This window comes from Kitasatospora sp. NPDC090091 (assembly GCF_044747365.1).
Lineage (GTDB): Bacteria > Actinomycetota > Actinomycetes > Streptomycetales > Streptomycetaceae > Kitasatospora.
On record NZ_JBIVDY010000003.1, the window covers coordinates 477,533 to 491,747 of the forward strand.

Annotated in this window: 13 protein-coding genes; 5 read left to right on the forward strand and 8 right to left on the reverse strand. The window is 71.1% G+C overall.

Features of this window, described 5'->3' with window-relative positions:
• Positions 1-122: 122 nt before the first annotated feature.
• The gene (locus tag ACIPSC_RS07730; RefSeq protein WP_400824074.1) at positions 123-2,048 is read left to right on the forward strand and encodes an OmpL47-type beta-barrel domain-containing protein; all 1,926 of its coding nucleotides are present in this window, start codon (positions 123-125) and stop codon (positions 2,046-2,048) included.
• A gap of 106 nt (positions 2,049-2,154) precedes the next feature.
• On the opposite strand, the gene ACIPSC_RS07735 is transcribed toward ACIPSC_RS07730, so the two are convergent.
• The 4 genes from ACIPSC_RS07735 to ACIPSC_RS07750 form a co-directional block, all read right to left on the reverse strand.
• A complete protein-coding gene (locus tag ACIPSC_RS07735) occupies positions 2,155-2,685 on the reverse strand; it encodes a hypothetical protein (protein ID WP_400824075.1) in 531 nt (176 codons plus the stop codon).
• Between the two features lie 14 nt (positions 2,686-2,699).
• A complete protein-coding gene (locus ACIPSC_RS07740) occupies positions 2,700-4,202 on the reverse strand; it encodes an alpha/beta hydrolase (protein WP_400824076.1) in 1,503 nt (500 codons plus the stop codon).
• On the reverse strand, positions 4,199-4,531 hold the full coding sequence (locus ACIPSC_RS07745) for a type VII secretion target (protein ID WP_400824077.1): 333 nt from the start codon (positions 4,529-4,531) through the stop codon (positions 4,199-4,201). Before ACIPSC_RS07745 ends, ACIPSC_RS07740 begins: the two co-directional genes overlap by 4 nt.
• Positions 4,532-4,830: 299 nt before the next feature.
• Entirely contained in the window at positions 4,831-5,883 is a 1,053-nt protein-coding gene (locus ACIPSC_RS07750; RefSeq protein ID WP_400824078.1) for a helix-turn-helix domain-containing protein, read from the reverse strand.
• Positions 5,884-6,200: 317 nt separating this feature from the next.
• On the opposite strand from ACIPSC_RS07750, the gene ACIPSC_RS07755 reads away from it, so the two are divergent.
• Entirely contained in the window at positions 6,201-7,481 is a 1,281-nt protein-coding gene (locus ACIPSC_RS07755; protein ID WP_400824080.1) for an amidohydrolase family protein, read from the forward strand.
• A gap of 92 nt (positions 7,482-7,573) precedes the next feature.
• Here ACIPSC_RS07755 and ACIPSC_RS07760 read toward each other — a convergent pair whose 3' ends face one another.
• The 3 genes from ACIPSC_RS07760 to ACIPSC_RS07770 form a co-directional block, all read right to left on the reverse strand.
• Entirely contained in the window at positions 7,574-7,930 is a 357-nt protein-coding gene (locus ACIPSC_RS07760) for a UBP-type zinc finger domain-containing protein (protein WP_400824081.1), read from the reverse strand.
• Positions 7,931-8,032: 102 nt separating this feature from the next.
• Positions 8,033-8,311, reverse strand: a complete 279-nt coding sequence (locus ACIPSC_RS07765; protein ID WP_400824082.1) for a hypothetical protein — start codon at positions 8,309-8,311, stop codon at positions 8,033-8,035.
• A 204-nt stretch (positions 8,312-8,515) separates the two neighbouring features.
• On the reverse strand, positions 8,516-9,622 hold the full coding sequence (locus tag ACIPSC_RS07770) for a mechanosensitive ion channel family protein (protein ID WP_400824083.1): 1,107 nt from the start codon (positions 9,620-9,622) through the stop codon (positions 8,516-8,518).
• A gap of 278 nt (positions 9,623-9,900) precedes the next feature.
• On the opposite strand from ACIPSC_RS07770, the gene ACIPSC_RS07775 reads away from it, so the two are divergent.
• Positions 9,901-11,379 (forward strand): insulinase family protein, encoded by a 1,479-nt coding sequence (locus ACIPSC_RS07775; protein ID WP_400824084.1) that lies wholly within the window; start codon positions 9,901-9,903, stop codon positions 11,377-11,379.
• A 264-nt stretch (positions 11,380-11,643) separates the two neighbouring features.
• On the opposite strand, the gene ACIPSC_RS07780 is transcribed toward ACIPSC_RS07775, so the two are convergent.
• Positions 11,644-12,111 carry an NADAR family protein gene (locus ACIPSC_RS07780; protein WP_400824086.1) on the reverse strand — a complete coding sequence of 156 codons (468 nt, stop codon included), beginning with the start codon at positions 12,109-12,111 and terminating at the stop codon, positions 11,644-11,646.
• A 364-nt stretch (positions 12,112-12,475) separates the two neighbouring features.
• Here ACIPSC_RS07780 and ACIPSC_RS07785 point away from each other — a divergent pair, with 364 nt between their 5' ends.
• Together ACIPSC_RS07785 and ACIPSC_RS07790 are read left to right on the forward strand one after the other, a co-directional pair.
• On the forward strand, positions 12,476-13,060 hold the full coding sequence (locus tag ACIPSC_RS07785) for a DJ-1/PfpI family protein (protein ID WP_400824087.1): 585 nt from the start codon (positions 12,476-12,478) through the stop codon (positions 13,058-13,060).
• Positions 13,061-13,403: 343 nt separating this feature from the next.
• Positions 13,404-14,215 (forward strand): RNA-guided endonuclease InsQ/TnpB family protein (locus ACIPSC_RS07790; protein ID WP_400824088.1); only part of this gene is annotated, 812 nt, incomplete at its 3' end.

Here is a 14,215-nt window from a genome sequence, read left to right on the forward strand (position 1 = left end):
ACCGGTGGGGCCCTTCCGGCCGACCGGTGGAGCGCCGGCGGTGTGACCGGTGCGCCTCCGACGGGGTGACTGTTCGACGGGTCATGACAGGTTCGCGGCGGGCTGACACTTAGCGTGACCGCATGACCGCAGATCCCTCTCCCGGTGTCGCCGCGCTCCCACGGCTCATCCGGCACCACGGCCTGGCGCCACTGTTCGTCATGGCCCTCGCCCTGCTCACCCTCGTCGCCGCCATCACCCCCGCCGCGGCCGCGCGCCGGGCGGGCGGCGTCCTCGGGGTCAACCTCGTCAACAGCAGCGACCGCGACCTGACCTTCGCCAACCTCCAGGTCACCACCGGGTGCGCCTACACCAACCCGCCGGCGCGCCTCGCCGCCCTCGGCGGAACCGGACAGTTCAACGTCGGCGTGTGCGCGGGCTCCGACGGCGCGTCGGGGACCGTCAGCTACCAGGTGAGCGGCGAGAGCCAGGGCACCGTGATCACACTCGGCTGGAACGTCCCGGCCCCGCTCGACCAGCCGAACACCTTCACCGAGACCGCGCCCATCGGTTACGTGGCGAGCCACACCGGGGGCACCGACTCCTTCACCCCCGTCGTCTTCACCGTCGACTGCAACTCCACCACCTGCGACGGGATCCCGGACGACTGGAAGCGCAATGGCGTCACGATCAAGCCCAGCGACGGCAGCCCCGACCAGTTCATCGACCTCAAGGCGATGGGCGCCGACGTGAACAAGCCGGACATCTTCGTCCAGGTCGACTGGATGGCCGACGACACCCACAGCCACGCGCTCACCAACGACGCGATCAGGAAGGTCGTCGACGCCTTCAAGAACTCCCCGTTCAACCGGCACAGCCCCACCACCGGGATCAACCTGCACGTCGACGCCGGGCCGGACAGCATCCTCGACTACACCAAGAACACCACGTGGGGGACGCTCAGCAAGGCGAAGAAGCAGACCGAGGCGGCCAACCTCGGGACGGTGGACTCCAACGGCCGCTACCTGTGGAACGACTTCACCAAGATCAAGACGGCCGCGGGCGGCTTCATCAGCACCGGGCGGAGCTCGATCTTCCACTACGCCATCGCGGCCCACAACCTCCAGCCCGGCGTCACCTACAGCGGCGTGGCCGCCGGCGTGCCGGGCAGCGACTTCATCGTCAGCCTGGGCAGCTTCGACAACCAGGTCGGCAACACCAACCAGCAGGCCGGCACGTTGATGCACGAGCTGGGACACGACCTGGGCCTGAAGCACGCCGGGAACGCCGACACGCCCAACCACCAGCCCCAGTACTTCAGCGTGATGAACTACTCCTACCAGATGGGCGGCCTGTCGATCGGCACCACCACCGGCGTCATGGACTACTCCCGGGCGGTGGGCTCACTGAACGAGCCGACGCTGAACGAGCGCCAGTTCCCGGCCAGTACCTCCGGCTACGACGTCACGCACTGGTGCCCGAACACCAAGCAGGGCTCCCGCTTCGTCACCGTCCTGGCGAGCGCCGGCCAGGTCGACTGGAACTGTGACGGCATGATCAACCAGAACACCGTCGCGTTCGACACCAACAACGACACCTTCCAGACCACGCTGAACGGCCACGACGACTGGGGCAGCATCCAGCTGCGCGGCGGCTCGATCGCCCACTCGGGCGCGACCGGGGTTCCGGCACCGACCGAGGAGAACGAGGTCGACGTCGCAGAGGCCGCGATGGAGCTGCCGCTCGACACCCAGCCGCCGGTCACCACCGCGCGCCCCCACCCGCAGCCCGACCGGCACGGCGTCTACCATTCGGACGTCCAGGTCACCCTCGAAGCCACCGACGACATCAGCGGTGTCGCGATGACCGACTACCGGATCGACGGCGGCGAGTGGATCCACTACACCGGGCCCTTCACGGTGAGCGGCGACGGCCGGCACGAGGTCGAGTACTTCTCGGACGACCACGCGCAGAACGTGGAGGAGGTGCACTGCCTGGAGATCCGGATCGACTGCGACCCGCGCGGCCCGGAGCCCTGGGACGCGTCCGACACCTCCCAGGAGGGCTGAGCCCCGCTCGGCCCCTGACGCAGCGCCACGGCCCCGGGCCACCTCTGCGGTGACCCGGGGCCGAGGTGCGCGCGGGGCCGCGTGCGCGCGGGCCCGCCGCCCCACCTCAGCCGCCGTCGCGGACCGACCAGAACGGGCAGAACGCCGAGGGCACCGGCGCCAGGTCCGCGTGGCCGCCCGGGTACCGGGCGATGCCCGGAGTGCCCGGCGGGTGGCTGATCCGCTCGGCCCGCTCGACCGGAGGCGAGGTGGCCGTCACATAGGCGTTGCCCGCGATGCCGAAGTCCAGCCCCAGCCGGTAGCCGTCGACGGCGGTGGCGTAGAGCCCCGGCATCTCGTGGTCCGCGTTGACCGAGCTGATGATGTATCCGCTGCGCCGCCAGTGCCGCTCGACCACGCCGAGCAGGGCGCCGCGCCGGGCCGGCGAGATCACCGTCAGGATGTTGCGGTTGCGGCTGACGTACCACCGGGCGGTGCCGTCCGGCGTCCCGTGGCCGACCATCACCTCGCCGGCGGTCGGGACTCCGTGCTGCCAGGTCAACGCGGGTCGGACCGCGTCGAGAGTGTGCTGCAGCAGGGCCTCGCAGCGGTTCGCGGCGGCCGCCTGGTCCTCGGCCCCCTGATCTCCCCGGGGCACGGCCCGACCCCCGCTCACCTCGCCGCCATCGGCTTGTTGCGGTCGGCGTGCCCGGTCACCACATTGGCGGTGGCCTTGAGGGTGGCGGGGTCGCTGAGGTCGGCGCCGGCGGCTGTGCGCAGCGCGACGTTCTTCACGTCCATGTCCTCCGACCAGCCGCTGTCACCGGTCACCACCGTGTTGCCCGACCATTTGGTGCCCTGGGTGGCTCCCATCAGCGTGCCGCCGTGGTCGCCGGTGCCGATCGCCGTCAGGTTGGGCTGCCGGCCGTCGTGGGTGAGCGTCAGGCCGTTCTGGAACTGGCTGAACGGCTGGCTGCCGTCGTCGCCCCCGCCGGACCCGCCGGTCATCGAGATCGAGGTGCCGGCCACCCGTGGCGGTGCGTCGTAGTTCATCCAGACCACGGTGGCGGTGGGCGTCTTGGGGTCGGCCTGGTGGGCGGCCACCGCGAGCTGGCGGCCGTAGCCGAGGTCTCCGTTGACGAAGGTCTCGTCCAGGCCGCCCTTGGACGGGACGTAGCTGGCGATGTTCGCCGCCTGGTCCGGGTTCCCGTAGGACACGATCGGGCCCTTGCCCCCCACTCCGAGCAGCATCATCGGCGGGTTGGAGGGCGTGTCGAGCTGCTTCTGCAGGGCGTTCAGCCCGTCCAGCTTGGTCTGCGTCACCCCGGGGTCGGGGTTCCCGCCGGCCAGCTGGGTGGCCATCTGCTCGCGCAGCTGCGGGAGGTAGAGCCGGTTCGCGGCGTCCCGGTCCTGCGCGGGGATGCCGTCGGTGTTGCCGATCACGCCCGGGAAGTCCTTGAGCAGCTGCTGGCGGGTGCTCTCGGGCAGCGAGTTCCACCAGTCGGCGGAGGCCTTCGGGTCCTTGTTGTCCTGGATGTCGGCCGGGATGACGCTGTTCCACTGGCTGTGGAGGAGGTCGTCCGACGCGGTCCGGTCGTCGACCGTGTCCTTCTGGCCCACGTCGGCGAGGTGGTTGATGCTGCTCGCCCAGCGCTCGTCGAAGTTCTGGATCCGCTCGTCGAACTCCTTGATCCGCTGCTCGATCTCCGGGCGCTTGGCCTTCAGGGCGCTCAGCTGCCTCTGGAAGTCCGGATCGTTGCCCACCATGCCCGGGGAGCCGCTCGCCTCGTCCTCCATCTTGATGCGGACCTGGGGCAGCCGGCCGCTCGCCTCGAACAGATAGAAGCCCTGGGCCTCGCAGTCGTGCTTCAGCGCCGCCTGGTCGGCCTTCAGGAGCAGGAGGTCGTCGGCGGCATCGCGGAACTGCAGACGGATGCTTTCGATCTCCTGCTGGCAGTTCTTCAACTGGCCTTCCAGAAGCCCCAGTTTCGCCTCGGCCGTGCTGGCCGTGTCACCGCTCCAGCCGGAGTTGAGCACCCGCTGGTGGGTCTTGACCTGCCAGTCCGCGGTGTGATGGGTGAGCTTCTGCGCAACGGACTCCCACCGGTCGGCCGCGGCGTGCAGGTGGCTGACGTCGGCGAAGAGCAGCTTGTTCCAGTACACGTCCTCGCTCACTGCGCACCCCCGGGCGTGCCGTCGAGCCGCAGGACGCCGGTCTGCTCGGCCTTGCGGTAGTTCTCGGCGGTGGTGATCAGGATGCCCGCCGTGTCGTCGAGCTGGCCGGCCAGCTTGGTCAGGTGGGTGTGCCAGACGTCCCAGCAACGGTCGGCGGCGCTGCCGACCTTCCAGCCGTACAACCCGTTGCTCGGCGCATCGGCGCTCTTCGGGTCCGAGTAGTGCTCCTGCGTGGAGGCCGGAAGCTCCGCCCGCATCTGCCCGGCCACCTCCTTGCCCGCCTTGCCGGCACCGTCCAACTCATCCGGTCTGACCGTGTACCCCGCCACAACTGCCCCCGTTCCTTGAAGCGTTCGCTCGTCCTGCCCAGTGGCAGCACCGCCGGCCCTGCGGCCGCCCGGCGCCGGTCGCACTCGGCCCGGTCTCGGCGGATCAGCGTAGTGGATCATCCAAGCACTCCGACCCTGCCCCCTGGACGCTACGACCCGGCCGGTCACCGGCTTGAGCTGATCTTCAACGGGGGACCTCGTCTCGGGCGTACGGTCGTGACGCCTCCCCCGACAGAGGACCGGTCGCAGGTGTGTCAGCGGCCCTCTGCGATCACGACCGATGCCTGCGGGGCAGGAGCCTAGGAGCGCTTGACCTGCCGGGGTATCCGAAGCGTGCGGGATTCCTTCACATTGCGTGCGGCGAGGCAGGACGGGTCGTCCGGCAGACGGTGCAGGGCGTGGTCACGGTACTCGGTGGGGGTGATGCCGTAGACCTCGCGGAAGGTCCGGCTGAAGCCGGAGGCGCTGGTGAAGCCCCAGCGGGCGGCGATCGCCTGGACCGCGTGGCCGCGCAGCTCGGGACGGGCGAGATCGGTGCGGCACCGTTCGAGCCGGCGCCGGCGGACGGTCGCCGCGACGCTCTCGTCCCGGTCGTGGAAGAGCCCGTACAGGGTCCGCAAGGACAGGCCGTGGTGGGCGGCGATCGCGTACGGGGTGAGCCGCGGGTCGGTGAGGTTGTCGTCGATGAAGGCGTCGATCCGCTCCCGCATGGCCTGTGCCCGCGTCTCGGCCGGCAGGTCGTCAGGGGTGCCGAGTTGATCGGCGAGGCAGGCGGCGGCCAGGTCCAGGGCGATACGCCCCATCCGGCGCAGGTCCTCGGGCCGGCAGTCGGGGCCGTGGGTGGTCAGCGAGGTGAGGTAGCCGGCGAGGATCGCGCCCAGGCCGGTCTGCGCCCCGATGCGCTTCGCGAGCAGGCGGTCCATCTGCCTGGGCGGCAGGGGCAGGGCCGTCCGGGGAAAGTGCAGGATGGTGGAGTTCGACCGGCCGCCCTCGTCGCCGCAGCCCGCCACCTGGGGACGGGAGCTGTTCCAGAGCACGAAGTCACCGGCGATCAGGCCCGATTCGTTGCCCTGCTGGGAGATCCACATCGGGTTCCCGGTCACGAAGGCCAGCTGGTACTGCTCCGGATCCCCCCGCCTGATGTGCGCGGCGGTGCGCTTCGAGTCGAGGGGCGCGTGGGAGAACCGCGACACCTGCACCGCGCCGAGGTCGAGCAGGGAGACGTCTGCCTCGAAGTCGGCCGCGTGGTCGCTGCGCATCCCGACGGGGATCAGGGAGCTGGCGACGATGTCGGCGAACCAGTCGAACCTGTCCGCCGCCGCCGCGTCGTCGGCGGAAACGCTGAGCCACATCGCAAGCCCCCATCACTCGTACACCCGGCACCCGACCGCGGACGGCGCGGAGCAGAACGCGCTTCGTACGGAGCGCGCTTCGAGCGGCCCCCCGTACGCCTCGCACATCGGTAACGATCTTGCCATGTCCGCCGGCCGGGTGGCGGCCCCGCCTCCGCCGGCGGGGCCTGTGCAGCGGCGGGGTTCTCGGCAGCCGATCCGGACGCCCGCCCATGGGAGTGTCACGGGCGGCCGGGCGCTGCTCCACTGGAGTGCGCCCCCGCGTGCCCCCCGTGTGGACCCTGGTGAGGGCCGTTCGGCCGGTCGAGGATGGCGGCATGGATGTCGACCACTCCGGTGCCGGGCTGCTGGTGACCAACGTGCGCGTCTTCGACGGCATCAGCGACGAGGCAGTGCCGGGACACGTCCGTGTCGAGCGGGACAGGATCACGGAGGTGGTGCTGGGCGCCCCGGGCCCGGACAGCGCCCGGGGGGCGAGGGTGCTCGACGGCGGGGGCCGCACGCTCATCCCGGGGCTCACCGACGCGCACGTCCACCTGTTCGCGATCGGCGGCACCATGGCGGACCTCCAGCTCGCACCGACCGGCACCGTCTACTACCAGGCGCTGGCCTCGGCCCGTGACATGCTGATGCGCGGCTTCACCACGGTCCGGGACATGGCCGGTGACACCGAGCCGCTGCGGCGGGTGCTTGACCCGGGCCTGTTCCCCGGCCCGCGGATCTACCCGAGCCAGGCCGCCGTCTCCCAGACCTCCGGGCACGGCGACTTCGGGGCCGTCCACGACACCCCGACCGCCTTCGGCGGCCCGCAGGCCCGCACCGAACGGATCGGGTTCACCCGGGTGGCCGACGGGCCGGAACGGGTGCTCGCGGCGGTGCGCGAGCAACTGCGGAAGGGCGCGGCGCAGATCAAGCTGATGGCCGGCGGCGGCGTCGTCTCGGAGTTCGACCCGCTGGACGTGCTGCAGTTCACCACCGCGGAGCTGGAGGCCGCCGTGGCCGCGGCCGCCGACTGGGGCACCTACGTGACCGCGCACGTCTACACCTCCGAGGGCGTTCGCCGCGCGGTGGACGCCGGGGTGCGCTGCATCGAGCACGGGCACCTCGTCGACGAGGACACCGTCCGCCACCTCGCGGAGAAGGGCGTCTGGCTGAGCACCCAGCCGTTCGAGGTCGACGACCACCACTACGCATCCCCGGACAGCGCCCAGAAGAACCGCGAGGTGTGCGAGGGTGTCGCCCGCACCTTCGGCTGGGCACTCCGGCACGGCGTGCGGCTCGCCTTCGGGACCGACCTGGTGTTCGATCCGGCGCAGGCCGACCGGCAGATCCGGATGCTCGTCCGGCTCAGCAAGTACCTCAGCCCGGTCGAGACCCTGAAGTTGGCCACCTCCGGCAACGCGGAGCTCTTCCGCATGTCCGGCCGCCGCGATCCCTACCGCGCGGCGCCGCTCGGCGTCGTCGTGCCGGGAGCATGGGCCGACTTCCTGGTCGTCGACGGCGACCCGACCACCGACCTCTCCGTCCTCGCCGACCCCGAACGCAACCTGCGCCTCATCGTCAAGGGCGGCATCGTCCACAAGAACCATCTCGACTGACCGGCCTGCTGGACGCCGGCCCCTGGGGTGCGGGGTGCGGTGCGGGCGGGTCCCTCGTCGATCGCACGACCAGCCGGGTGCCGCCTGGCGGGTCAGGGGCCGCCGAGGAGGTCCCTCCAGTTGGCGGGGACCCGGCCGACGGGGCCGGGGACCGGCTGGTCGACCGGGTGATTGTCGGGTGGCGCCAGCTCCGGGCCGCTCTCGAAGTATTCGGACGTGTTGTAGTTCCAGAACCACGTCTCGTCCGGTTCGAAGCTGCGGATGACCGGGTGACCGGTCGCCCTGGCATGGGCCGTGGCGTGCTTCGCCAGGGAGTCGTCACAGCAACCGACGTGTCCGCACAGGGCGCACCGCCGCAGATGGACCCACCAGCCGTCGACGGCGTCGCACTCGACGCAGCCGGTACCACTGGGCGGCAGGAGCGGGCTGAAGGCGCTCTCGGGGATCATGATCTTCCTCCGGTGGTCGTGCCTTCACGGTAGCCGCCGTCCGCTCGGTCCGCGCGCACGGTGGAGCGCCTGCCACCGTCGGCTCGCCGAGGGAGACGACCGTCAGGGCCGCTCCCAGCGGATGCGGCGCAGCCCGAGATCGTCCAGCAGGTACGTCGCGTCGGCCCGGCGGATCGCATCAGTCGCGGCGATTGCCTCCAGTTCGCCCAGGAGGCGGTCGCGGTCGCCTCCGGGCAGCCGGCTCAACCAGTCCAGGATGCGGGGGAATTCCATGTCCAGGTTGGCGAAGTCGAGCGAGACCAGGATCGCGGCACGCACGTTCTCGTAGGTCGCCGGCTTCGCACTCTTGGGAGCTTCGGGCTCCCTCCACTTACTGAACACGGAGCGCACTGTACGTCGTCCGGACGAGAGGCCCGGCGGAGCGTCCCTCTATGCCCGTGTCGTCCGGCGCCGTGGAGCGCAGGGAGGAGCCCCCGACTACTGGACGATGTCCTCGGGGGCCTCGGCAGCGCGGCGAGGTGCGGTGCGGTGCCGGACGACGGGTCAGGCGAGGGGCCGGAAGAGACCGTCCGGCCCCCGCGCCGGCTACCGGCGGTCCGCCAGCGCCTCGGACGACGCGTCCCACTGGTGCGGCACCGGGGGGAGGGACGACGGCGCGTCCGCCGCGTCCTGCTGGAGCGTGACCGTGCGCGTGGGCGCGGGGATCGAGATGCCCTCCGCCCGGTACCGCTGGTGCAGGCGCTTGATGAACTCGTGCTTGATCCGGTACTGGTCGCTGAACTCGCTGACACCCAGGATCACCGTGAAGTTGATCCTGGAGTCCGCGAAGGTGTGGAAGCGGACCTTGCCCTCGTGGTCGGGCACACCGCCGCTGATGTCGGCCATCACGCTGTCGACGACGTCGAGGGTGACCTTCTCCACGTGTTCCAGGTCGCTGTCGTAGCCGACCCCGACCTGGACCAGGATCGACAGCTTCTGCTCGGGCTGGGAGTAGTTCGTCATGTTCGTCCGCGCCAGGCGGCCGTTGGGGATGATCACCAGGTTGTTCGACAGGTTGCGCACCACGCTGTTGCGCCAGTTGATGTCGACGACGTACCCCTCCTCCCCGCTGGTGAGCCGGATGTAGTCACCCGGCTGGACCGTCTTCGAGGCGAGGATGTGCACACCCGCGAAGAGGTTGGCGAGGGTGTCCTGCAACGCCAGCGCGACCGCGAGACCGCCCACCCCGAGGGCGGTGACCAGCGGGGCGATGGAGACGCCGAGGGTCTCCAGGGCCACGAGGACGCCCATCGCCAGCACCACGACCCGGGTGATGTTGACGAAGATGGTCGCGGACGCCGCGACGCCGGTCCGGGACGCGGCCACCGACTGCACCAGCCCGGCCACCACCCGGGCCGCGCTGAGCGTCGCGATGACGATGAGCACGGCCATCAGCGACTGGTCGACCAGTCCCCCCGTCCGTGCGGTGAGCGGCAGGGCCGAAGCCGCCACCGCCGCCCCGGCCATCACGGCCGCCCAGGGGACGATGGTGCGCAGCGCGTCGACGATGATGTCGTCGCCACTCCACTTGGTCCTGCTCGCGTGCTTGCCCAGCCACTTCATCAGAGCCCGCAGCACCAGACCGGCCACGCAACCGGAGGCCAGCGCGATGCCGGCCACCACCCAGTCGTGCAGGACCAGGTCCCGGGTCACCGTCCCGCCCCCGCGGCGTGGAGGGTGAGGGAATGGGCCGGCGCCGGCCGCCGTATGTGCTGTGTGGTCACCTTGTCGCCTGTCAGATCGTGTTTGTGCGCAGCCACGTTGGAGCGAATGTACGCATTCCGAACGTACTGCCATCCTGCCGCATGGCCCGGCCGCGGCCGCAGCCGGACCCCTGCCGGCGCCGGAGAGGAACGACCCCAACGGCGCCCCGACTCTGGGCCCCAACGGCGCCCCCAGAGTCGACAAAGCGATGAATGTATGGTCGCCCGATGCACCACGACCTCATCGATGGCGTCCCCGTCCTCTGGACCGAGACGCCCGGCCCGCTCGAAGCCACCCTGATGTTCGGCTGCGGGCTCCAGGACGAGACCTTCCGCACCCTCGGGGTGACACACCTGGTCGAGCACTTGGCGATGAGCACGCTGCCCCGGCTGCACTTCGAGCACAATGCCTCGGTCAGCCTCTCGATCACCGACTTCACCTGCACCGGCCGCCCGGAACAGGTCGTCGACTTCCTCGCCCGCGTCTGCGCCGCCCTCACCGAGCTTCCCCTGGAGCGGATCGAGAAGGAGGCCGGAGTGCTGGCCGCCGAGGGCAGCGGTGCGACCGACCCGGTCGCCGCCGAACTGCTCTCGATCCGCTACGGCACCCAGGGCCTCGGCCTGGCCTCCTTCAACGGACCGGGCGCGGACCGGATCCCGCTGGAGGCCGTCCGGGAGACCGTCGCCCGCCACTTCCACGCCGGCAACGCCGTCCTCGCCCTGACCGGCCCGCCGCCGGAGGGCCTGCGTCTCCCCCTGCCCCCCGGCTCCCGCGCCACCCGCGCGCCGCACCCGGCCCCACGCCGCACCGATCCGTCCTGGCACCGGGCCGACGTCCCCGGTCCCGGCCTGCTGCTCGCCTGCGACCTCAACGACCAGGCGATGCTCCTCGCCACCCACATCCTCTGCCAGCGCCTGACCGACACCGTCCGCCACGAGCACGGCCTGAGCTATGACGTCGGCGGCACCGCCGTCTACGTCGGCCCGGGCCGCGGCGAGCGCTGCATCCAACTGGACGTCCGCGAGGGCCAGGAGAAGCGCGTCACCGAACTGCTCCGGCAGGAGGCGCTCCGCCTCGCCGGCGAGGAGCCCACCGAGGCCGAACTGGCCGAGGAGCGGGCGGCCGCCCGGGAGTTCCTGACCGACCCGCGCACCCTCGACATGGAGGTCGCCGAGCGCGCGGCGGACCTGCTCCTCGGCGAGACCCACCTGGACGCCGCGACCAGGCTCGCGCAGCAGGCGGAGGTGACCCCGGCGCGGGTCCGGGAGGCGTTCGCGGCTGCGATGGAGACGGCGCTCCTGGTCGTGCCCTGCGAGGTGGAGCAGCTGGCACTCGGCCGGCCCGACCGGTCGGCGTTGCCCGCCGGCGGCTGTTCCGAGCGCACCGGGCTGCCCTCCGGGCCGCAGTACCGGCCGCCGCTGCTCGCCCGGGCACGGTCCGGCGCGGCCCGGAAGGTCCGGCTCGTGGTGAACGCCGACGGCGCGTGGTGGCAGGACGAGGAGGGCGAGGTCCACGGCTTCCCGTACACCGAGGTGGTCGGCGTCGAGGTCCACGAGCGCGGTCGCATCCTCCAGGGCCTCGGCAACTGCTTCGTCCCCGTGGCGCCGGAGCTCTTCTCCGGCCTCGGCCCGGCCATCGCCACCATCGACGCCGCCGTGGCGGAGGCCCTGCACTATCCGGTCTCGGCCCTGCGCGCCACGGGGTGACCTGAGACGCGTTCAGCCGTCACGCGTGCAGCCCGGACGCTGCAACCGTGACGCGTGCAGCCGTCGGCCCGACCGGCTGCACGCCGGCTCGAAACGGGACGGGCCGTCGGCGCCGGCACCAGGGCCACGAGTGCGGTGGTACTCGTCGTCCTGGTGGCGGCCCGCCTTCCCGCCCCGGGACGCCGCCCGCCGGGTGGCGCCGCGCGGCGTAGCGCCCCGCCCGGTCGTCCTGGACCCCGGCACGCTCATCGCTGCCCGGCCGCGCTACCCGAAGCGACCGTGCCCTCCTGGGGCTTCGGCCCGGAACTGAGTGCGGGTGCGCATCAGGATCCGGCCGAGCATGTTCTTGCCCGCCCCGGTCCTTCCGCGGCCCCAGTAGTGGTCGGTGCCGGTGTTCTCGACGATCTCCTCGCCGGCGGTCGACAGCAGGATGTCACGGATGTCCGCATGCGCCCGGAACTTGGCCGCCACTGCACGGCGCATCACGTCGTCCTTGACACGCTCCCAGTCCCGCCGCAACGGCTTGGACGGGTCACGACCCAACTCGGCCGCACGCAGCGGCGTGCGCGCCCGACGAATGAGATCGGCATGGCGGGTGCCGATGAACTTCTGGGCCTGGAAGTAGTGCTCCGAGGTCGGCCACGAGTGCCCGTCCAGTTCCAGGCTGTGCACGGAGAAGTTGGAGAAGCAGCCGTAGGGGACGTCGTCCGCGCCGTAGAAGTAGATCGTCATCCAGCCCTCGCCGCCGTTGCTTGAACCCGCACGGTCTCAGGCGCCGGGCCGCACCCGCAACCGGATTCGCGCGCCGCCCCTCACGGCTTTCGCCGCGTCCCACCGCCTCGGGTGCCGGCAGCACCCGCCCCGTGGACGTTGTCGGTCACCGCACTGGATCTCACGTGTCCCCGGAGCCTCTTCCGGCGTCACCCGAGCGCACGGTCGGGAACCTTCCGGCCGGCGCGCCCGACGTGTGGGGAGACACCGGACGGTCGATTGCGGCCGCGCAACGGCGTCCGCGACTGCCGGCCCGTGGTTCGGTCGGGACCTCGCAGCGTCCGCGCCGTCCGCGGGCGCTGCAACCGTGAAGGAGACGGAGCAGATGACGCTACGCGTTCAGATCCTCGTTTACGACGGGGTGGAGGAGCAGGACTTCATCGGGCCGCGTGATGTTCTCGGTCACGCCGAGCGTGCGGGAGCCGACGTCCGAACGACGCTGGTGCGGCCGTCGGCTCCCGGCGAGGTGACGTGCTTCTTCGGGACCAGGGTCACGGTGCCGGCCGTCTGGGAGCCCACCGACGCCGGTCTCCTGATCGTGCCGGGCGGCAGCGACCGATTGATCAACGACCCGTACGTCCTGCGCGACCTCGTACGGGCGCAGCAGGCCGCAGTCACCGTCGCCGGTGTCTGTACAGGAGTGATGGTGCTGTCCGCGGCCGGCTTGACCCGAGGCCGCCCGTGCACGACACACCACCTCGCCAAGGCCGAACTCGCCGCCCAGGGCGGCAAGGTGATCGACGCACGAGTCGTCGACGACGGGAACCTGGTGACCGCGGGTGGTGTCACCAGCGGAATCGATCTGGCCCTCTGGATGATCACCCGCGAGTGCGGAGAGGCCGTGGCCACCGGCGTCGCGTCCGTCATGGAGTACGAGCGGCGCGGTGTCGTCCGGCGAAGCACGCTCTGACGACGCCGGCCGGGGTGGCCGCCGACACGCTGCAGCCGCGCCCGGCCGGGGAGTTCTCCGGCCGGGCGCGGCGAGTCCCTGCACCGGCCGGCCAGGACGCTGTCTGGCCGGCCGAAGGCGACACCGCCGGGCTCGGGGCCGCGGGCCTGGCGGTGTTCGCGCGTCCCGGACGTCACGCGGTCATCTGATACCTCCGTGGATACTCCCGGCTTCAGCCGGGAGAGGAAACGGATCGCTCGCGTAGCGGGACGGGAGAAGCCAGGCCGCCGCTGAGGTGGTAATGGCGTCTCGGAAGACGATCGCCCGGCGGATGGTCGCAAAGATGACTGCTAGCGTGTGATCCGTGACGACCACTCACGTGAAGCGGGCATTCAAGTTCCGCTTCTACCCGTCCGATGCGCAGGCGGCCGAGCTGTCTCGCACGTTCGGGTGTGTGCGGCTCGTCTACAACAAGGCGTTGGCCGCCCGGTCCGAGGCATGGACGTTGCGTCAGGAACGGGTGAACTACAACGCCACGTCGGCGATGCTGACGGCGTGGAAGAAGACCGAGGAACTGGCGTTCCTCTCCGAGGTCTCCTCCGTCCCGTTGCAGCAGGCTCTGCGCCATCTGCAGGGGGCGTTCTCCAACTTCTGGCAGAAGCGGGCGAAGTACCCCCGTTTCAAATCGAAGAAGAAGTCCCGTGACAGTGCCGAGTACACGACCAGCGCGTTCCGGTACCGGGATGGCCGGCTCACGCTGGCCAAGATGGCGGAGCCGCTGAACATCGTGTGGTCCCGTCCCCTCCCGGACGGCCGGTCGCCGTCCACCGTGACCGTGTCGCGGGACGCGGCCGGCCGCTGGTTCGTCTCGATGCTGTGCGACGACCCGACCGTCAAGCCGCTGCCCGTGCTCGACACGGTCGTGGGCATCGACGCCGGTGTCACGAGCCTGGTGACGCTCTCCACCGGGGAGAAGATCACCAACCCGAGGCACGAGCGCCGTGACCGCGAGCGTCTGGCCAGAGCCCAGCGGGATCTGTCCCGCAAGGCCGAGGGATCGGCGAACCGGGAGAAGGCCCGGCGCAAGGTCGCCCGCGTGCACGCCCGGATCGCCGATCGGCGCAGGGACTTCCTGCACAAGCTCACCACTCGACTCGTCCGTGAGAACCAAACGGT

Coding starts and splice junctions, on each gene's coding strand:
- ACIPSC_RS07760 (WP_400824081.1), bottom strand. CDS start 7,930: ATGATCCCCGAGAGCGCCTTCAGCCCGCTCCTGCCGCCCAGTGGTACC.
- ACIPSC_RS07755 (WP_400824080.1), top strand. CDS start 6,201: ATGGATGTCGACCACTCCGGTGCCGGGCTGCTGGTGACCAACGTGCGC.
- ACIPSC_RS07780 (WP_400824086.1), bottom strand. CDS start 12,111: ATGACGATCTACTTCTACGGCGCGGACGACGTCCCCTACGGCTGCTTC.
- ACIPSC_RS07750 (WP_400824078.1), bottom strand. CDS start 5,883: ATGTGGCTCAGCGTTTCCGCCGACGACGCGGCGGCGGCGGACAGGTTC.
- ACIPSC_RS07785 (WP_400824087.1), top strand. CDS start 12,476: ATGACGCTACGCGTTCAGATCCTCGTTTACGACGGGGTGGAGGAGCAG.
- ACIPSC_RS07775 (WP_400824084.1), top strand. CDS start 9,901: ATGCACCACGACCTCATCGATGGCGTCCCCGTCCTCTGGACCGAGACG.
- ACIPSC_RS07730 (WP_400824074.1), top strand. CDS start 123: ATGACCGCAGATCCCTCTCCCGGTGTCGCCGCGCTCCCACGGCTCATC.